17 protein-coding genes and 1 pseudogene are annotated in these 17,326 nt (G+C 70.3%); 4 read left to right on the forward strand and 14 right to left on the reverse strand.

Going from position 1 to position 17,326, the window contains the following annotated elements:
- Positions 1-531, reverse strand: a complete 531-nt coding sequence (locus AB0K12_RS18710; protein ID WP_364562176.1) for a PadR family transcriptional regulator — start codon at positions 529-531, stop codon at positions 1-3.
- Between the two features lie 88 nt (positions 532-619).
- Here AB0K12_RS18710 and AB0K12_RS18715 point away from each other — a divergent pair, with 88 nt between their 5' ends.
- Positions 620-1,168 (forward strand): DUF1707 and FHA domain-containing protein, encoded by a 549-nt coding sequence (locus tag AB0K12_RS18715; protein ID WP_364562179.1) that lies wholly within the window; start codon positions 620-622, stop codon positions 1,166-1,168.
- Between the two features lie 216 nt (positions 1,169-1,384).
- Positions 1,385-2,929: a D-alanyl-D-alanine carboxypeptidase/D-alanyl-D-alanine-endopeptidase gene (gene dacB / locus AB0K12_RS18720; RefSeq protein WP_364562182.1), complete on the forward strand. Its 1,545-nt coding sequence runs from the start codon at positions 1,385-1,387 to the stop codon at positions 2,927-2,929.
- Between the two features lie 336 nt (positions 2,930-3,265).
- On the opposite strand, the gene AB0K12_RS18725 is transcribed toward dacB, so the two are convergent.
- From AB0K12_RS18725 to AB0K12_RS18740, 4 genes are read right to left on the reverse strand one after another with little or no spacing between them, the layout of a single operon-like run.
- Positions 3,266-4,048, reverse strand: a complete 783-nt coding sequence (locus AB0K12_RS18725; RefSeq protein ID WP_364562185.1) for an ABC transporter permease subunit — start codon at positions 4,046-4,048, stop codon at positions 3,266-3,268.
- On the reverse strand, positions 4,045-4,797 hold the full coding sequence (locus AB0K12_RS18730; RefSeq protein ID WP_364562188.1) for an ABC transporter permease subunit: 753 nt from the start codon (positions 4,795-4,797) through the stop codon (positions 4,045-4,047). The genes AB0K12_RS18725 and AB0K12_RS18730 overlap by 4 nt, the downstream gene beginning before the upstream one ends.
- A complete protein-coding gene (locus AB0K12_RS18735; RefSeq protein ID WP_364562190.1) occupies positions 4,794-5,546 on the reverse strand; it encodes an ABC transporter ATP-binding protein in 753 nt (250 codons plus the stop codon). Before AB0K12_RS18735 ends, AB0K12_RS18730 begins: the two co-directional genes overlap by 4 nt.
- Positions 5,543-6,598 (reverse strand): ABC transporter substrate-binding protein, encoded by a 1,056-nt coding sequence (locus AB0K12_RS18740; RefSeq protein WP_364562193.1) that lies wholly within the window; start codon positions 6,596-6,598, stop codon positions 5,543-5,545. Before AB0K12_RS18740 ends, AB0K12_RS18735 begins: the two co-directional genes overlap by 4 nt.
- A 217-nt stretch (positions 6,599-6,815) precedes the next feature.
- Between AB0K12_RS18740 and AB0K12_RS18745 the strand changes: the two genes are divergently transcribed.
- Positions 6,816-8,003, forward strand: a complete 1,188-nt coding sequence (locus AB0K12_RS18745) for an amidohydrolase family protein (RefSeq protein ID WP_364562197.1) — start codon at positions 6,816-6,818, stop codon at positions 8,001-8,003.
- Here AB0K12_RS18745 and AB0K12_RS18750 read toward each other — a convergent pair.
- The gene (locus AB0K12_RS18750; protein WP_364562200.1) at positions 7,968-9,158 is read right to left on the reverse strand and encodes a helix-turn-helix domain-containing protein; all 1,191 of its coding nucleotides are present in this window, start codon (positions 9,156-9,158) and stop codon (positions 7,968-7,970) included. The two genes, AB0K12_RS18745 and AB0K12_RS18750, sit on opposite strands and share 36 nt — an antisense overlap.
- Before the next feature lie 87 nt (positions 9,159-9,245).
- Between AB0K12_RS18750 and AB0K12_RS18755 the strand changes: the two genes are divergently transcribed.
- A complete protein-coding gene (locus AB0K12_RS18755) occupies positions 9,246-10,172 on the forward strand; it encodes an adenosine deaminase (protein WP_364562203.1) in 927 nt (308 codons plus the stop codon).
- Positions 10,173-10,246: 74 nt separating this feature from the next.
- Here the strand turns inward: AB0K12_RS18755 and AB0K12_RS18760 are convergent, their stop codons facing one another.
- The 8 genes and pseudogenes from AB0K12_RS18760 to AB0K12_RS18795 form a co-directional block, all read right to left on the reverse strand.
- Positions 10,247-10,492, reverse strand: coding sequence for a hypothetical protein (locus tag AB0K12_RS18760; RefSeq protein WP_364562205.1), 246 nt, complete (start codon positions 10,490-10,492; stop codon positions 10,247-10,249).
- A 245-nt stretch (positions 10,493-10,737) separates the two neighbouring features.
- Entirely contained in the window at positions 10,738-11,505 is a 768-nt protein-coding gene (map, locus tag AB0K12_RS18765) for a type I methionyl aminopeptidase (RefSeq protein ID WP_355414470.1), read from the reverse strand.
- A gap of 82 nt (positions 11,506-11,587) precedes the next feature.
- A complete protein-coding gene (locus tag AB0K12_RS18770; RefSeq protein WP_364562208.1) occupies positions 11,588-12,268 on the reverse strand; it encodes a siderophore-interacting protein in 681 nt (226 codons plus the stop codon).
- Positions 12,269-12,299: 31 nt separating this feature from the next.
- The gene (locus AB0K12_RS18775; protein ID WP_364562211.1) at positions 12,300-12,827 is read right to left on the reverse strand and encodes a PadR family transcriptional regulator; all 528 of its coding nucleotides are present in this window, start codon (positions 12,825-12,827) and stop codon (positions 12,300-12,302) included.
- 44 nt (positions 12,828-12,871) lie between these two features.
- Positions 12,872-13,846, reverse strand: coding sequence for an NAD(P)-dependent alcohol dehydrogenase (locus tag AB0K12_RS18780; RefSeq protein WP_364562214.1), 975 nt, complete (start codon positions 13,844-13,846; stop codon positions 12,872-12,874).
- A gap of 143 nt (positions 13,847-13,989) precedes the next feature.
- Complete coding sequence (gene ilvC, locus AB0K12_RS18785; protein WP_364562707.1) at positions 13,990-14,973, reverse strand: ketol-acid reductoisomerase; 984 nt, start codon at positions 14,971-14,973, stop codon at positions 13,990-13,992.
- A gap of 22 nt (positions 14,974-14,995) precedes the next feature.
- On the reverse strand, positions 14,996-15,520 hold the full coding sequence (gene ilvN / locus AB0K12_RS18790; RefSeq protein ID WP_355414474.1) for an acetolactate synthase small subunit: 525 nt from the start codon (positions 15,518-15,520) through the stop codon (positions 14,996-14,998).
- 48 nt (positions 15,521-15,568) lie between these two features.
- A pseudogene (locus AB0K12_RS18795) lies at positions 15,569-17,314 on the reverse strand (acetolactate synthase large subunit); the annotation flags it as partial.
- Positions 17,315-17,326 lie beyond the last annotated feature (12 nt).

Below are 17,326 nucleotides of genomic sequence, written 5' to 3' on the forward strand. Positions count from 1 at the left end.
TCAGGTCCTCCCCTTCGCCTTCCCCTCCGCCCTCCCCTCCGCCACGGCCTCGCAGTGGTCGAGCCAGCGCAGCTCCGCCTCGGCCTTGAAGATCAGCGAGTCGAGGACCAGGCGCTGCGCGAGGCCCTCGCCCGCCCTGCGCTTGGCCCTCGTGTGCTCCTGCAGGGCGCGCATGGTGGCCTCCCGCTGGGTCTGGAGGACGGCGGCGACGTCCACGCCGCCTGCCACCGCCATGGCGATCTTGATGGTCAGCTCGTCTCTGGGGCGGTCGGTCGGGGCGACCGGGGTGCCGTACCAGTGCTCCAGCTCGCGCCGGCCCGGCTCGGTGATCGTGTAGATCGCGCGGCCCTGCTCGTCGGAGCCGCCGGGGGCGACCAGCCCGTCGCGCTCCAGCCGGGCCAGCGTCGTGTAGACCTGGCCGATGTTGAGCGGCCATGTGCCCCCCGTGGACGCCTCGAACTCCACCCTGAGCTGGTAGCCGTAGCGGGGTCCGCCACTCAGCAGGGCGAGCAGTCCGTGCCTGATCGACATGGATACTGACTATGCATACTGAGTATGCTTATCGCAACTCATCCCCGTATTCTGGACAGCGACCGAGGTTCAGGCCGATACTCGCTCTATGAGCTCCACTCATCCGCCCTCTCGCGCCTCAGATGGGGAACGTGACCGTGCGATCGACGAGCTCAGGGACCGCGCCGTCGAGGGCCGCATCTCCCATGACACCTTCGTGGGCCGGGTCGACCAGGCGCTGCGGGCGCGCAGCAGGCACGAGCTCGACGAGCTCGTGGCCGACCTGCCCCGGCGGCCCACCCTCCGGCAGCGGCTGACCGACGCCGTCGCGTCCGTTTCGGAGTTCACCACCCGCCTCCAGGCCGCCTGGCGGCGGCCCAGGCTGCCCCGGCTCGCGCTGCCCGACGACGACCGGCTGCGGTACGTGGTCGGGCGCGGGTCCGCGTGCGACCTCGTCCTGTCCGATCTGACCGTCTCCCGGGTGCACGCCGAGCTGCGGCGCGAGAGCGACGGCGAGTGGATGCTGGTCGACCTCGGCTCGCTCAACGGCACCCGGCTCAACGGCTGGCGCCTGGTGGGGCCCGCGCGCGTGAAGTCAGGCGACGAGGTCGCCTTCGGCGACTGCGGCTTCCTCGTCACCGCCCAGCAACCCAACTGACGCCCCGCGCACACGCCTGCCGGCCGGACCGACGACCGGGCCCACGTGACCGGGCCCACGGCCGGGCCCACGACCGGCCCGACGGACGCGCCGGATGGGCGAGGGACTCCCGATCTCACAACGGCGGGGTCGCGGATAAATACGGATATTTGCGGATTACAGGCTGCCTGCGCTGAATCATGCTCTTCTGCGATCCCCCAGTCACTTGGAGACCCCATGCGGCGCACCTCAGCATCCCTCGTCGCGGGCGCGCTCGTCGCGGCCCTCGCGTGGGCGTCAGGCCCCTCGTCCCCCGCCGTCGCGCTCGACCCCTCCGTGGGTGTGGCGGACCTCACCCAGGACATCAACCAGATCCTCAGCGACTCCCGGCTGACGATCGCCCGCGCGGGCGTCGTGGTCAAGAGCGCCGAGACCGGCGAGGAGCTGTACGCCACCGACGCGGGCAAGCTCCTCATCCCCGCGTCCAACACCAAGCTGTTCACCTCGGCCGCCGCCGCGGAGACGCTCGGACTCGACTACCGCTTCCCCACCACCGTGCTGAGCACCGGCCGCAAGGCGGGCGCCGTGCTGACCGGTGACCTGGTGCTGCGCGGCACCGGCGACCCGACCATGCTGGCCGAGGACTACGAGGCGCTGGCCGCCCAGGTCGCCAAGGCCGGGGTCAAGGTCGTCACCGGCAAGCTGGTGGCCGACGACACGTGGTTCGACGGCCAGCGGCTCGGCAACGACTGGGCGTGGGACGACGAGACCGCCTACTACGCCGCCCCGATCTCGGCGCTGACCGCCTCACCCGACCGCGACTACGACGCGGGCTCGGTGGTCGTGACGGTCTCGGCGAGCGGCGGCAAGGTCAAGGTGACCACGACGCCGGAGACCGACTACCTGAAGATCGTCAACAAGGCAACGGCCGGCGACCAGACGAACGTGCTCATCGAGCGGCAGCACGGCACCCGTACGGTGGTCATCACCGGCACGGTCGCGGGCTCGTACCAGGAGTGGGTGGCGGTCGACGACCCCACCGCGTACGCCGCCTCGCTCTTCCGCAAGGGCCTGGGCAAGCACGGCGTCAAGGTGCTCGGCCCGACCGAGGCGGGCGCGGCGCCGGCGAGCGCGAAGAAGCTGGCCGAGCACGAGTCGATGCCGCTGGGCGAGCTGCTGGTGCCGTTCATGAAGCTGAGCAACAACATCCACGCCGAGATCCTCACCAAGGCGATGGGCCGCAAGGTGTCGGACCACGGCACGTGGTCGGCGGGCCTGAAGGTCACCACCGACTTCGCCAAGGCGAACGGCGTCGAGCTGCTCAACATGCGGGACGGCTCGGGGCTGTCGCGGCGTGACGGCTTCTCGCCGGCCTCGATCGTGCAGCTCCTGTCGTCCGTACGCGGCAGGCCCTGGTTCTCCACCTGGTACGAGTCGCTGCCCATCGCCGGCAACAGCGACAGGTTCACCGGTGGCACGCTGCGCAGCCGCATGCAGGGCACGCCCGCGGCGAACAACGTGCACGCCAAGACCGGCTCGCTGACCGGGGTCACCGCGCTGTCCGGTTACGTGACGAGCGCGGACGGCGAGCCGCTGATCTTCTCGATCATGCTGAACCAGTACCTGTCGGGCTCGCCGAAGGACATCGAAGACAAGATCGCGGTCCGGCTGGCCCAGTTCTCGCGGACGGCGGCGGTCGCCGACACCACGCGGCTCCGTGCGGCGGAGGGCGCCCCGGCGGGCGACCTCGAGTGCTCCTGGATGAAGCCGGCCTCCTGCTGACCGGAGAAAGCCCCGGCGGCCGGCCGCGGACGCGCGGAAGGCCGCCGGGGTTTACCGAGGTGAGGGCGGCTGTCATCACGATTCGGCTACTTGGAGCTCCAGGTTAGTCGGCCATTTCCCTACAAACGCGGCCCAGCCAGGACAGAATTCGACATTGAGCGTCCTTCTGGCCCGCCCGCCGACGCTCACGCAGACCATGGGAGCGAACGGGCTTTCACCGGCCCCACCCCGAGCCGGTATCCCACCGCACGCCCAAGCGCTCCCCTTCGGGCGGACCCGGCCGCGCCTCCCCCCGCACACAGGACCGCGGCCGGGTCCGCATAACACGAGCCAGGCTCATGACCCTTGCGGGCCGTCGGAGAAGCGGGCGAGGACCAGCGACTCGACGACGCCGACCACCGCGTACGCCACGATCGACACCCCCGTGACCACGACGATATCCGCCCACACCTCGTCGTAGCGGAACCCGCCGATCGCCCGCAGGATCTCGGCCCCGATGCCCTCGCCGGTGGCCAGCCACTCGGCAATGAGGGCGCCGATGATCGAGGCGGGCACGGAGATCCGGGCCGAGGCGAAGACCGAGGGCATCGCGGTCGGCACCGCCACCTTGCGCAACACGGTCATCCGCGTGCCGCCGTACGCCATGATCAGGTCGGTCGCCTCCGGCGAGGCGGAGCGCAGGCCGAAGGCGATGTTCACCAGCGCGGGGAAGAACACCACGATGCCGCCGATGACCGCCACCCCGAGCAGCTCGCGCCCGAAGATCAGCGTGATCAGCGGCGTCATCACGACCAGCGGCACCGAGCGCAGCAGCATCGCGACCGGCATGAACGTCTGCTCGACGGTCCTGAACAGCACGAACAGCACGGCCACCACGGTCGCGCCGACCATGCCGGAGACGAAGCCGACGGCGGCGTCCCTGACCGTGATGCCCAGCGCGCCGAACACCGCGTCCCGGTGCTCCTGCGCGGAGGTCAGGTACTCCCAGACCTGCGGCGGCCGCTTGCCCACCAGCGGGCTGATGCCGAACGCCTCCAGCGCCAGCCACCACCCGGCCACGACGATGACGACCGAGGGCGCGAGCGGGCCCACGATGCGCAGCACGGTACGCCCGATCACGGGGCGGCCTCCCCTCGCGACCAGGGCGTGACGACCCTGGCGACCAGCGCGACGATCGCGTAGCCGAGGCCCGCGATGAGGCCCGCGACCAGCGCGAGCCCCCACGTGCGCGGCACCTGGAACTGCTGCTGCGAGACCATCAGGGAGACGCCGAGCCCCTGGTCGTTGCTGCCGAGGTACTCGCCGATGATGGCGCCGAGCAGCGCGGACGGCGCCGAGATCTTCAGCCCGGCGAACGTGCTGGGCAGCGCCGCGATGATCTGGACGTAGCGCAGCCTGGCCAGCCGGCCGCCGCCGTACACGGTGACGAGGTCGAGGCTCGCCCGGTCGGCCGAGCGCAGCCCGAGCAGCGCGCCGATGAGCGTGGTGAAGAAGACGGAGATGGCGGCGAGGAACACCACGGTCGCGTCGCCGCCGAAGACGACGAGCACGATCGGCCCGATGGCGAGCAGCGGGATGCAGTAGCTGATCACCGCGAGCTGCGTGGCGACGGCCTCAAGCCGGGGCACGAGCAGCACCAGCAGGGCCACGGCGATGGCCGGACCGTTGCCCCAAAGGAAGCCCTGGAAGGCGGCCGAGAGGGTGGCGGTGGCGTTGGGGCCGTAGAAGGACCAGCCGTCGCCGGCCATGGAGGCCAGCACCGCGGGCGGGGTGGGCACCGCGCCGCCGTCGGCGAACACGGTGGCGGCCAGCAGCCACCACAGCGCGACCAGGAGGACGACGCCGATCAGGCCCTGGATCCGCCTCATGAGCCGTGCCCGAACAGCAGGTCGCTGAGGTGGTCGTGGAGGGCGTGGAACTCGGGCGTGCGCATCATCTCGGGCGTGCGCGGGCGGGGCAGGTCGATCTCCACCAGCTCGATGACCCGGCCGGGTCGCGGGCTCATGACGGCGACCACGTCCGACAGGAAGACGGCCTCGCCGATGCCGTGGGTGACCATGAGCGTGGTGGCCGGCTTCTCCGTCCAGATGCGCAACAGCTCCAGGTTGAGGCGCTGGCGGGTCATGTCGTCCAAGGCGCCGAACGGCTCGTCGAGCAGCAGCACGCTGGGCTTGACCACCAGCGCGCGGGCGATGGAGACCCGCTGGCGCATGCCGCCGGACAGCTCCGACGGCCGCGCCTTCTCGAAGCCCTCCAGGCCGACGAGCTTGATGAGGTCCTCGACCACGCCCGGCTCGGGTTTGAGGCCGGCGACCTCAAGCGGCAGCCGGATGTTGGCGGCGACGCTGCGCCAGGCCAGCAGCGCGGAGTCCTGGAAGGCGATGCCGAGGTGGTGGCCCTTGCGCAGCTGCTGCGGCGTCTCGCCGTTCACCAGGATCTCGCCGGTGGTGGGCTCCTCAAGGCCGGCGAGGATGCGCAGCACCGTGGACTTGCCGCAGCCGGACGGGCCGAGCAGCGACAGGAACGAGCCCTTCGGCGTCTGGAGGTCGACGTCCTGGACGGCGGTCAGCCCCTTGCCGAACGTCTTGCTCAGCCCGGTGATGCTGATGCCGCTCATGACAGCTTCAGGCTCGGGTCCGCCTGGTAGATCTCGTCGAGGATCGACAGGTCGAAGAGCTGCTCGGCCTTGATGGTGAGGCCCGCCTTGGCCAGCGAGGAGATGTTCTCCTCGATCAGCTCGGGCGTCATCGTGAACAGGCCGTTCTTCTTGGCGTCGGGGGTCACGACCAGGTCGTTCTGCATCTTGGCCTCCTCCGTCTGCTCCTTGACGTCGAGGTTCTGGTCCTTGCCGTAGACGGTGGCGGCCAGCTCGGCGGACTTGGCCGGGTCGGCGACGGCGTCCTTCCAGCCCTTGATCTCGGCGGTCAGGAACGCCTTGAGCTTGTCGCGCTCGTTGTCGATGGTCTCCTGGGTGACCGTGAACGTCTCGGCGACCAGGGGCAGGCCCGCGTCGGCGAGCAGCAGGTACTCGGGGTCGTGGCCCTGCAGGCGCAGATTCACCGGGCCGCTGGTGACGAAGCCGACGTAGCCGTCGAGCTGGCCCGAGGTGAGCATCGACGGATCCGACTGGAACGGCACCCTGGTGACGCTGGAGTCGTCGAGGCCGTTGGCCTTGAGCAGCGCGTTCCAGACCAGCTCGTTGGAGTCCTGGACGCCGATCCGCTTGCCGGCGAGGTCCTTGGCCTCCTTGATCGGGTTCTTGCTCAGCGAGATGATCGCGAACGGGTTCTTCTGGAACGTCGCGCCGACGATCTTCAGCGGGGCGCCCTGGAGGATGGCGGGCGCGGTGATCGTGGGCGCCGACAGGCCCGCCCAGCAGCGGCCGGTGGCCAGGCCCGACTCGACGGAGGTGCCGGAGCCGCCGCCGGACAGCAGCTCGACCTGCGTGAACCCGGCCGCCTTGTAGTAGCCGTTGGTGTCGGCGAAGTACTCGCCGGCGAACTCGACGTTCTTCTTCCAGGAGAGCTGCAGCTTGACCGCCCCGAAGCCGTCGCCGCCGGAGGAGGAGCCGGGCGTGGCGGTGCCGTTGTCGCCGCAGGCGGCCAGACCGAGCGCAAGACCGGCCAGACCTGTCGTCCGCAGGAACGCGCGACGGTCGAAGGTAGCCATAATTCTCCTTGAACGGCGGTGAACCAGCAGGTCAGGACGGTATCTACCGATTATTACCATCGTGTGACGGTCATTTCGGACAATGGGCGGAAGCGGGCACCGCGTACGCGCAAGGCGGGAAAACCGCTGGCGGCCCCTGTAGGTCCCTACGAGAGCGCCCGGCGAGGACCGTAGATCCCTCCAGCCGCCCGGCGGCTCCGGTAGCGTCGAGCGGAAGATGAGACTCGACGGAATCCCCCTTTGGGACGGTACCGAATATCGCGGCCCTGTCGACCTGACGTGGGAGCCCGACCGGATCACCGGCGTCGGCCCCGCCCAGGCCGGGCATGCCGACCTGTGTGTGCTGCCCGGCCTGGTCGACACGCACGTCCACCTCGTCGGCTACGCCGGCGACGGCACGCCGCCCGACTTCGCGACGTGGCCGCTCACCACCACCCGCGACGAGCAGGTGCTGCACGGCGTCGCGCACGCCCAGCGGGCCATGCGCCACGGCGTCACGACGCTGCGCGACCTGGCCGGCGACGAGGCGCAGATCGCGCTGCGGCGGGTCTTCGACGCCGGGGTGCTGCCGGGGCCGCGCATCCAGGTGCACGGCGTGGTGGGGATGACCGCCGGGCACAACGACCTGTTCGTGCCGCCCGCCGTGCCGTCGCCGCTGAGGAAGCCGGTCGCCGACGGTCCTGACGAGTGCCGCAAGCTCGTCCGCACCTGGGCCAGGGCGGGCATGGACGGCATCAAGCTCACGACCAGCGGCGGCGTGCTGTCCATGGGCGACAAGAACGCCTGGCGCAACTACACCCGAGCCGAGATCAGGGCGGTCGTGGACGAGGCCCACGCGCTCGGCATGCCGGTCGCCTCGCACGCCCACTCCGAGGAGGGCATCCGCGTCGCGGTCGAGGAGGGCGTCGACTCGATCGAGCACGGCACGCTGCTCAGCCGCGACCTGGCCGAGACGCTGGCCGCGCGGGGCACTCCCGTGGCGCCGACGCTGCTGATCAACGAGGCCATCGCCGAGGGCCGGGTGCCGGTGACGCCGGAAGCCAGGGCCAAGGCCGCCGAGCTGGTCGCCACCCGCGACGTGCTGCTGGCCCAGGCCGCCGCGCTGGGCGTGCGGTTCGTGCTCGGCACCGACGCCAACGGCCACCACGTGCAGTTCGGCGACCAGCTCGCCGAGGTCGTGCACATGACGCGCATCCTCGGCATGGACGCGGAGTCGGCGCTGCGCGCGGCCACCTCCGACGCGGCCGACGCGCTCGGCATGCCCGTGGGCCGGATCAAGGAGGGCCTGGGCGCCGACCTGGTCGTGCTGCGCGGGCGCCCGTGGGAGACCATCGAGGACCTCGCCACGGAGAACATCGTGGCCGTCGTGTCACGGGGCCGCGTCGTCGCGGGCCGCCTGCCCTGAGCCCTGCCCTGAGCCCTGTCCCGAGCCCTGTCCTGAGCCCTGTCCTGAACGCAGGGCCAGGTACAGGTCCGTACGGTCGCGCATCGACGACATGCGCCGCCCGGTCAGCTCCTCGATGCGCTGCATCCGGTAGCGCAGGGTGTTGACGTGCACGTACAGCTCGTCGGCGGTGCGCTGCCAGGAGCCGCACGTCTCCAGGAACGTGTCCAGCGTGCGCAGCAGCTCGGAGCCGTGCCGGGCGTCGTACTCCTCGACGGGGCCGAGCAGGTGGTCGCGGAAGGAGCGGCGGGTGGTCGCCGGCAGCGCGGCCAGCAGCAGGTCGAAGCTGTCGATGTCGGCCAGCGACATGATCGAGACCGGTCCTGGACCGCTGCGCGCCGACTCCATGCCGCGCCTGGCCGTCTCCAGCGCCTCGCCGAGCTGGGAGACGCTGGCCGCCATCTCGCTGATGCCGGCCGCGATGCTGGTGCCGGGACGGGCGGCGACCAGGGCGCGCAGCTCGTCGGCCAGGCTCTTGCGCGAGGCCCGGCCGTTGACCAGCACCACCGCCTCGTGCGGGGTGCCGCCGACGACGAGGTGGCGGCCCTTCCTGGCCAGCCCTTCGTGCAGCAGCTCGGGCAGGTCCAGCTCGGGCCCGCCGGTCAGGGTGACCGCCATGGCCGCCGTGGGCAGGCCCGGGTCGGCGCCGAGCAGCCGCAGGTGGGCGGAGACCTCGCCGGGCGGGATGCGGCCGAGCACGTCGAGCAGGGTCTGCGCCCTGACCCGCTCGGCCCTGCGCTGCTCGGCGGCGAACCCCTCGGCGGTCACCACCTCCGTGATCGCGCCGAACGCCTGGTCGGGCGCGGCCAGCAGGAGCGGCAGGCGGCGCAGCTCGCACGCCTTGACCAGCTCGGCCGGCAGCTCGCCCAGCACGATCAGGCCGACGACCAGGCCGGCGGCGTCGCTCGCCCACAGCGCGTCGGCGAAGCGCTCGCAGTCGGACGGCTCGGCGTACCAGACGCCGCTGGTCAGGACGAGGTCGCCGGTGCGCAGGTAGCGGCGGGGATCGGGCAGGTCGGTCGGGTAGGCGCGCAGGATCTCTCTGTCGAGGGCGTCGGCACCGGTCACCAGCGTCAGCCTGAGGTCCTCGCGTGCCAGCAGATCCCTCAGCCTCATGAAATCTGATGTTATGCCAGCTCAAGGGGTGAGAGTTCAGAGGTTCGCACGATACCTCCGCTCCGACGGGTCCGGTTTACTCGTGTCATGCGTCCCAAAGCGGAACTCCACCTGCACATCGAGGGCACCCTCGAACCCGGCCTCGTCGTCGAGCTGGCCAGGCGTAACCGGATCGAGCTGCCGACGTACGACGTGGAGGCCATCCGCGCGCGGTACTCCTTCACGAGCCTGCAGTCGTTCCTGGACGTGTACTACGAGAACCTGGCCGTGCTCCGCACGGAGCAGGACTTCTACGACCTGGCCGCCGCCTACCTGCGCAGGGCGGCGGCTCAGGGGGTGCGGCACGCGGAGATCTTCTTCGACCCGCAGGCGCATCTGAGCAGGGGCGTGCCGCTTGAGGTGGTGTTCGGCGGGCTGTCGGCGGCGCTGAAGGACGGCGACGTCCCCGCCGCGCTCATCCTGTGCTTCCTCCGCGATCGGGGGCCGGAGGAGGCCGAGCGGGTGCTGCGGGCGGCGCTGCCGTTCCGTGAGCGGTTCATCGGGGTGGGGCTCGACTCGGCGGAGGTGGGCCATCCGCCGTCGTTGTTCCGCAAGGTGTTCGAGATCGCCGCCGCCGAGGGGCTGCACCGGGTGGCGCACGCGGGCGAGGAGGGCGGGCCCGACTACGTGTGGGAGGCGCTGGACGTGCTGCGCGTCGAGCGGGTGGACCACGGCATCAGGGCGATGGAGGATCCGCAGCTCGTGGCCAGGCTGCGGGCCGAGCGCATCCCGCTGACGGTGTGCCCGCTGTCGAACGTGCGGCTGCGGGTGGTGCCGTCGCTGCGCGACCACATCCTGCCCGCGATGCTGGACGAGGGCCTGCTCGTCACCGTCAACTCCGACGACCCCGCCTACTTCGGCGGCTACGTGGAGGACAACTACGCGGCGCTGAGCAGGGAGCTGGGGATGAGCGACGATCAGCTCGACAGGATCGCCCGCAACTCGTTCGAGGCTTCCTTCGTGTACGAAGGGTGAGCAGGGAGTGAGCAGGGGGTGAGTATGGCGAAGGGGCCCGCCCTCAGCGGGCGGGCCCCTTCGTGCGTGTCCCGTCAGCCGCTCAGCACGGACGAGAGGAGCTGGTTCAGGAGGTCCAGGTCGAGGATGTCGTTGTCCTCACCGAAGTTGTTCCACTCGCCGAAGTCCCACTTGGCATCGTCCTTGCCGTGGTTCGGGCCAGGAAGGATGCGAGTCTGAGAAGACTCGGCCGTGACGACGGGCGACGCGGCGAGCGCGGTACCTCCGAACATGACCATCCCGCCGACGAGCCCGGCCAGGACGAGTCCCTTGCGATACATAGTGTTTCCCCCTGATACCTCTCGACTACTCTCCGTAGCTATCGGAGGAAGATCTGCCCCTCGCCCAAGTTCGACAAACACCCATATTTTCGCTGTTGACCAGGACGAATACGGCGTCTGGCCGAACGAATACCGGAGATCACCTCACTTGACGAGCAGGTGTGCCCCGATGAACCCGAGCGGCCTTCACCCTTGCCGATTCGTGACCGCGCGGCGGGGGCCGCGGAGATCGTACAAGCGGGCTTTCACGGACAAGTCAGAATGACCGGCCCGTCCTCGGTGATGGCGACCGTGTGCTCGACGTGCACGCTCCTGCTGCCGTCGCCCGAGCAGACCGACCAGCCGTCGTCGGCCATGTAGTAGTCGTTGCCGCCCCCGGCCATCAGGCTGGGCTCGATGGCGATCACCAGTCCTGGCCGCAGCCGCAGGCCGCGCCCGGGACGGGCCTCGTTGGGCACCCACGGCGACTCGTGCATGGCCCGGCCGATGCCGTGGCCGCCGAAGTCGTTCTGCATGCCGTAGCCGGCGCCGCGGCCGACCGTGGACATCGCGTGGCCGATGTCGCCCATCTTGCCGCCCGGCCGCGCCGCCTCGATGCCCGCGCCGAGCGTCTCCTCGGCGACCTTGATCAGCTTGAGGTCCTCGGCGCGCGGCGTGCCGACGGTGAAGCTGACCGTGCCGTCGGCGTGCCAGCCGTCCACGTACGCCGCGCAGTCCACGCTGATGAGGTCGCCGTCGCGCAGCCGGTATTGCGTCGGCAGCCCGTGCAGCATCACCCCGTTGACGGAGGTGCAGATGACGCCCGGGTAGGGGGTGGCGCCGAAGGACGGGTGGTAGCCGAGGAACGACGCCCCCGCCTTCGCCTCCTCGATGACGGTCCGTGCCACGTCGTCGAGGTGTTTCAGCGTCACCCCGATGCCGGCCTCCGCCCGCGTGGCGGCGTGCACGGCGGCCACGACCCGGCCCGCCGCACGCATGGCGGCGATCTCCCCGGCTGACTTGAGCTCGATCACGGCTCCTCCTAAGCGATAACTATACCGGTATTATTATCACGCCCCATGGGCATGACGATACCGGGGAGGAGTCACGTGCCGATCAGTCCAGCCCCTTCTTGCCGGGCGTCCAGAAGGGTTTCGTCCGCACGTCCCTGCGCTGCCAGCCGCGCTCGTTCACCAGGTGGGCGCGGACGGCCTGGATCGTGCGGGCCTCCCCCGCGAGGTAGGCGACGCCGGGCTCGTCCGGCAGGTCCAGCTTCCTGACCGCCTCAAGCAGGGTCGGGGACGCGGCCGCCGGTGCGCCGTTCCTGCACACCTCGGCCAGGTCACGGGGCAGCCGGAGATGGTCGCCCGGGCTCTCGGCCTCCACCACGCCGTACGCCGTGGCCTCCCCGGGCAGCGCCCGCAGCATCGCCCCGAACGCCACCGAGGCCGTCTCCTCCCCCGCGAACAGGTGGTAGGGCGCCTCGGGACGCAGCACGAAGCTCCCCTCGGGACGCATGAAGGAGATCTCCCATCCGGGCTCCGCGTTCCTGATCCAGGCGGTCCCCGGCGCGTCGCCGCCGTGGTCGTAGCCGATCAGGTCGATCGACTTCTGCCCGGGGTCGTACCGCCAGATCGAGTACGTCCGCAGCACGCCGCCCAGCGGGCCCCCTTGGCCGACGAGCAGCCGCACGTGCTGGCCCGGCGTCCAGCTCAGCTCGGCGGCGACCGCGATCCTGATCCGCCGCATGCGCGGCGCGACCTGCTCGGTCTCGGCCACCTGCCCGTGACCAGCCACCGGTCGATCAGCCTGCGCGCTAACGGCCTGCTCATGACGACCTCCGCTCGGCGTCGATCCGCTCGATGCGGCGGCGGGCGTCCACGAAGACCTCAAGCACGCCCTCGACCACGCGCGGGTCGCCGTGGGCGCGGGCGAGCGTCTTCACCGCCGCCTTGACCAGGCGCAGCGCCGGGCCGACGATCTCGGCGGCCTCCGGCTCGCCGAACATCCCCCACTGGCTCCTGCTGGCGGCGCGGCCCCACAGCCGCTCGATCTCCTCCCGCTGCTCCTCGACCAGCCGCAGGCCGGCCTCGGTGGCGTGGTGCACCTTGCGCCCGCCCTCGGCGGGCTCGGCGCGGACGAGGCCCTCGTCCTCCAGGAGCTGGAGCGTGGGGTAGATGGAGCCGGCGCTGGGCTCGTAGGTGCCGTTGAAGCGGTCGGCGAGGCGGGTCATGAGCTGGTAGCCGTGGCCGGGCTGCTCGGCGATCAGGGCGAGCACGGCCAGGCGGAGCTCGCCCGGCCCGAAGAAACGGCCCGTCGGGCCGAGCCCGCCCGGGGTGCGGCGTGCGTTCATCATGTCTCGGATGCTATATCGAACGATATATCGGCGCGCATCCCTTTTCAGATGAGGAGGACGATCTTGCCCCTCGCGTGCCGGCCCTCCAGGTGCGCGATGGCGGCGGCGGCCTCCCTCAGCGGGTACGTGCGGTCGATGACCGGGGTGAGCGCGCCCGACTCGGCCAGCTCGCGCAGGGTCGCGAGGTCGGCGGCGTTCTCGCTGGTCATGAACGTGGCGAAGCGGTGACCCGCGAACCGCGACGTGAGGTGCCCGACGACCATGCGGCCTATCGGGCCGAACCAGCGGCCGCCGTCGCCGCTGTTGGGGATCAGCGTCCCGCCCGGCTCAAGCACCCGCCGCAGTGCGCGCAGGGAGTGGTTGCCGACGTTGTCGAGGACGAGGTCGTAGCGCCGGCCTGACGTGGTGAAGTCCTGCCGGGTGTAGTCGATGACGTGGTCGGCGCCCAGGGAGCGGACCAGCTCGACGTTCCCGCCACTGCACACCCCGGTGACCTCGGCCCCGTACGCCTTCGCCAGCCGTACGGCGAACGTGCCGATCCCGCCGGACGCCCCGTTGACCAGCACCCGCCGCCCCTCCCGCACGCCGCCCTTGTCGCGCAGCGCCTGTAAGGCCGTCAGGCCCGACGTGGGGATGGCCGCCGCCTCCTCGTACGCCAGCCCGCCCGGCATCGCGCTCAGGGGCCCGTCGGAGGCCATGGTGACGTACTCGGCGAACGCGCCCCTGCGGCAGCCGTAGACCCGGTCGCCCGGCTGGAACCCGCCGACCCCCTTGCCCACGGCCTCGACCTCCCCCGCGAAGTCGTTGCCCAGCTCGGGGGCCTTCGGCCGGGTGAGCCCCGCGACGGCGCGGAAGGCGTACGGGCTGCCGCGCATGAAGTGCCAGTCGCCCGGGTTGACCGCGGCGGCCCGCACCCTGACCAGCACCTCGCCCTCGCCCGGCACGGGCGCGGGCACCTCGTGCAGCTCGACGACCTCAGGCGGGCCGTAAGCCCGGTAACGGACGGCTTGCATCGTCATAGCGCCCTCTCTTACACCTGAAAAAAAATGTTGACACATGACGACTTTACCTCTCCATGGCCCCCTGTGGGAGGGCACGAAAAAGCGCGGCGGGCGAGGGGTGCTCCCCCTCGCCCGCCGCGCTCAGCCGGATGCGGCCTGGCTCAGCCCTTGAGCCAGCTCATCATCGGACGCAGCGTGGCGCCGGTCTTCTCGATGGCGTCCTCGGAGAGCTCCTCGCGGTAGCGCTTGAACTCCTTCTGGCCGCTGTCGAACTCGTTGACGAGCTGCTGGGCGAAGGTGCCGTCCTGGATCTCGCCCAGGATGCGGCGCATCTCCTGCCGGGTCTCCTCGTTGACCACGCGCGGGCCGCGGGTGTAGCCGCCGTACTCGGCCGTGTCGGAGACCGACCAGTACATCTTGGAGATGCCGCCCTCGTACATGAGGTCGACGATCAGCTTCATCTCGTGCAGGCACTCGAAGTAGGCGACCTCGGGCTGGTAGCCCGCCTCGATGAGGGTGTCGAAGCCGGCCTTGATCAGCTCGGAGACGCCGCCGCACAGCACGGCCTGCTCGCCGAACAGGTCGGTCTCGGTCTCCTCCTTGAACGTCGTGCGCAGCGCGCCGGCGCGGGTGCCGCCGATGCCCTTGGCGTACGACAGGGCGAGGTCGAGCGCCTTGCCGGAGGCGTCCTTCTCGACGGCCACGAGCACCGGGACGCCGCGCCCGGCCTCGAACTGGCGGCGCACGAGGTGGCCGGGGCCCTTGGGGGCCACCATGCAGACGTCGACGCCCTCGGGGGCCTCGATGAGGCCGTAGCGGATGTTCAGGCCGTGGCCGAAGAACAGCGCGTCGCCCTCCACCAGGTTGGGGGCGACGTGCTGGGTGTAGAGGTCGCGCTGGATGTGGTCGGGCGCGAGGATCATCGTGAGGTTGGCCTCTTCGACCGCCTCGGACGGGGTGAGCACCCGCAGGCCGTCGTTCTCCGCCTTCTCGCGGCTCTTGGAGCCCTCGGGCAGGCCGACGCGCACGTCGACACCCGAGTCACGCAGGGAGAGCGCGTGGGCGTGGCCCTGGCTGCCGTACCCCAGCACGGCCACGTGACGTCCCTGGATGATCGAGAGGTCGGCCTGGTCGTCGTAGTAGATCTCGGTCACTTGCTAAAACCTTTCAGGCGGTACGGTCCAGTGCCCTGAGGGACCGGTCGGTGATGGAGCGGGCGCCGCGGCCGATGGCCACCATGCCCGATTGGACGAGTTCTTTGATCCCGAACGGCTCGAGGACCTTCACGAACGCCTCAAGCTTGTCGGGGGTGCCGGTGACCTCGATGGTCACGGCGTCGGCCGCCACGTCCACGCAGCGGGCCCTGAAGAGCTGGACGAGCTCCAGCACGTGGGAGCGGCTCTCCGCGTCGGCCTTGACCTTGATCAGCATCAGCTCGCGCTGCACGGACTGCGACGGGTCCAGCTCGACGATCTTGAGCACGTTCACCAGCTTGTTGAGCTGCTTCGTGACCTGCTCAAGGGGCAGCTCCTCGACGCTCACCACGATCGTGATGCGGGAGATGTCGTCGTGCTCGGTCGGCCCGACGGCGAGGGAGTCGATGTTGAACCCCCTGCGGCTGAACAGCGCGGAGACGCGCGCGAGGACACCCGGCCGGTTCTCGACCAGCACGGACAGCGTGTGACGGCTCATCGCTCGCTCACTCTCCTTCGTGCGCCGCGCGGGCACCGCGTCGCGCTCCTAGTCATCCTCGTTCTCCCACTTCGGCGCCATGTCACGGGCGATCTTGATGTCGTCGTTGCTCGTGCCCGCGGCCACCATGGGCCAGACCATGGCGTCCTGGTGGACGACGAAGTCGACCACGACGGGCACGTCGTTGATCTCCATGGCCTTCTTGATCACGGCGTCCACGTCTTCGGGACGCTCGCAACGCAGGCCCACGCAGCCATATGCCTCGGCCAGCTTGACGAAGTCCGGGATCCGCCGGACCGTCTGCAGGTCGGTGTTGGAGTAGCGCTCGTCGTAGAACAGGGTCTGCCACTGACGAACCATGCCGAGATTACCGTTGTTGATGACCGCGATCTTGATCGGCACACCCTCCAGGGCGCAGGTGGCCAGCTCCTGGTTCGTCATCTGGAAGCAGCCGTCGCCGTCGATGGCCCACACCGTGGCGTCGGGGCGGCCCATCTTCGCGCCCATCGCGGCCGGCACGGCGAAGCCCATCGTGCCGAGGCCGCCGGAGTTGATGAACGTGCCGGGGTTCTCGTAGTGGATGAACTGCGAGGCCCACATCTGGTGCTGGCCGACGCCGGCGATGTAGTAGGTGTCGGGGCCCGCGATGGCGCTCAGGCGCTCCATGACGTACTGCGGGGCCAGCGAGCCGTCCTCGAACTGCTCGTAACCCAGCGGGTAGGTCTCCTTGTAGCCGTTGAGCAGCGTCCACCACTCGTCGTAGTCGCCCTGCTGGCCGGACGCCTGGATCACCGAGACGAGGTCGCTGATGACCTCCTTGCAGTCGCCCACGATCGGCACGTCGGCGTGGCGGTTCTTCGAGATCTCCGCCGGGTCGATGTCGGCGTGCACGACCTTCGCGTGCGGCGCGAACGACGACAGGTTGCCGGTGACCCGGTCGTCGAACCGCACGCCCAGGCCGATGATCAGGTCGGACTTCTGCAGCGCGCCGACCGCCGCGACGCTGCCGTGCATGCCGGGCATGCCCATGTGCTGCGGGTGGCTGTCGGGGAACGTGCCGCGGGCCATCAGGGTGGTGATGACCGGGATGTGCGTCAGCTCGGCGAGCTGACGCAGCTCGGCCGCCGCGCCGGCCTTGTGGACGCCGCCGCCGACGTACAGGACGGGCCTGCGGGACTCGGCGATGAGCTTGGCGGCCTCGCGGATCTGCTTGGAGTGGGGCCTGGTGACCGGGCGGTAGCCGGGCAGCTGCATGGTGGGCGGCCAGCTGAACGTGGTCTCGGCCTGCAGCGCGTCCTTCGAGATGTCCACCAGCACCGGGCCAGGACGCCCCGTCGAGGCGATGTGGAAGGCCTCCATGATCGTACGCGCGATGTCACCGGCATCGGTGATCAGGAAGTTGTGCTTCGTGATCGGCATGGTGATGCCGGAGATGTCGGCTTCCTGAAAAGCGTCGGTGCCGATCATCGGCGCGGCCACCTGTCCGGTGATCGCCACGATCGGCACCGAGTCCATGAACGCGTCGGCGATCGGTGTCACCAGGTTCGTGGCGCCAGGACCGCTGGTCGCCATGCACACCCCGACCTTGCCGGTGGCCTGCGCGTAGCCCTCGGCCGCATGACCCGCACCCTGCTCGTGACGTACGAGCACGTGCCGGACCTTGGTCGAGTCGTAGAGGGGATCGTAGGCCGGAAGAATGGCACCGCCCGGGATCCCGAACACTGTGTCGACTCCGACGTGCTCCAGCGCCCTGACGAGGGCCTGTGCACCTGTCATCCGTTCGGTCATCGGCTCGTTCCTTGCGTG

Source organism: Nonomuraea sp. NPDC049419, assembly GCF_040676995.1.
In the GTDB taxonomy this organism is placed as follows: domain Bacteria; phylum Actinomycetota; class Actinomycetes; order Streptosporangiales; family Streptosporangiaceae; genus Nonomuraea; species Nonomuraea salmonea.

Excerpts from the sequence above, each read along its gene's own strand:
- AB0K12_RS18710 (WP_364562176.1), bottom strand. The coding sequence starts at position 531 with ATGTCGATCAGGCACGGACTGCTCGCCCTGCTGAGTGGCGGACCCCGC.
- AB0K12_RS18715 (WP_364562179.1), top strand. The coding sequence starts at position 620 with ATGAGCTCCACTCATCCGCCCTCTCGCGCCTCAGATGGGGAACGTGAC.
- dacB (WP_364562182.1), top strand. The coding sequence starts at position 1,385 with ATGCGGCGCACCTCAGCATCCCTCGTCGCGGGCGCGCTCGTCGCGGCC.
- AB0K12_RS18730 (WP_364562188.1), bottom strand. The coding sequence starts at position 4,797 with ATGAGGCGGATCCAGGGCCTGATCGGCGTCGTCCTCCTGGTCGCGCTG.
- AB0K12_RS18735 (WP_364562190.1), bottom strand. The coding sequence starts at position 5,546 with ATGAGCGGCATCAGCATCACCGGGCTGAGCAAGACGTTCGGCAAGGGG.
- AB0K12_RS18740 (WP_364562193.1), bottom strand. The coding sequence starts at position 6,598 with ATGGCTACCTTCGACCGTCGCGCGTTCCTGCGGACGACAGGTCTGGCC.
- AB0K12_RS18745 (WP_364562197.1), top strand. The coding sequence starts at position 6,816 with ATGAGACTCGACGGAATCCCCCTTTGGGACGGTACCGAATATCGCGGC.
- AB0K12_RS18750 (WP_364562200.1), bottom strand. The coding sequence starts at position 9,158 with ATGAGGCTGAGGGATCTGCTGGCACGCGAGGACCTCAGGCTGACGCTG.
- AB0K12_RS18755 (WP_364562203.1), top strand. The coding sequence starts at position 9,246 with ATGCGTCCCAAAGCGGAACTCCACCTGCACATCGAGGGCACCCTCGAA.
- AB0K12_RS18760 (WP_364562205.1), bottom strand. The coding sequence starts at position 10,492 with ATGTATCGCAAGGGACTCGTCCTGGCCGGGCTCGTCGGCGGGATGGTC.
- AB0K12_RS18775 (WP_364562211.1), bottom strand. The coding sequence starts at position 12,827 with ATGATGAACGCACGCCGCACCCCGGGCGGGCTCGGCCCGACGGGCCGT.
- AB0K12_RS18780 (WP_364562214.1), bottom strand. The coding sequence starts at position 13,846 with ATGACGATGCAAGCCGTCCGTTACCGGGCTTACGGCCCGCCTGAGGTC.
- ilvN (WP_355414474.1), bottom strand. The coding sequence starts at position 15,520 with ATGAGCCGTCACACGCTGTCCGTGCTGGTCGAGAACCGGCCGGGTGTC.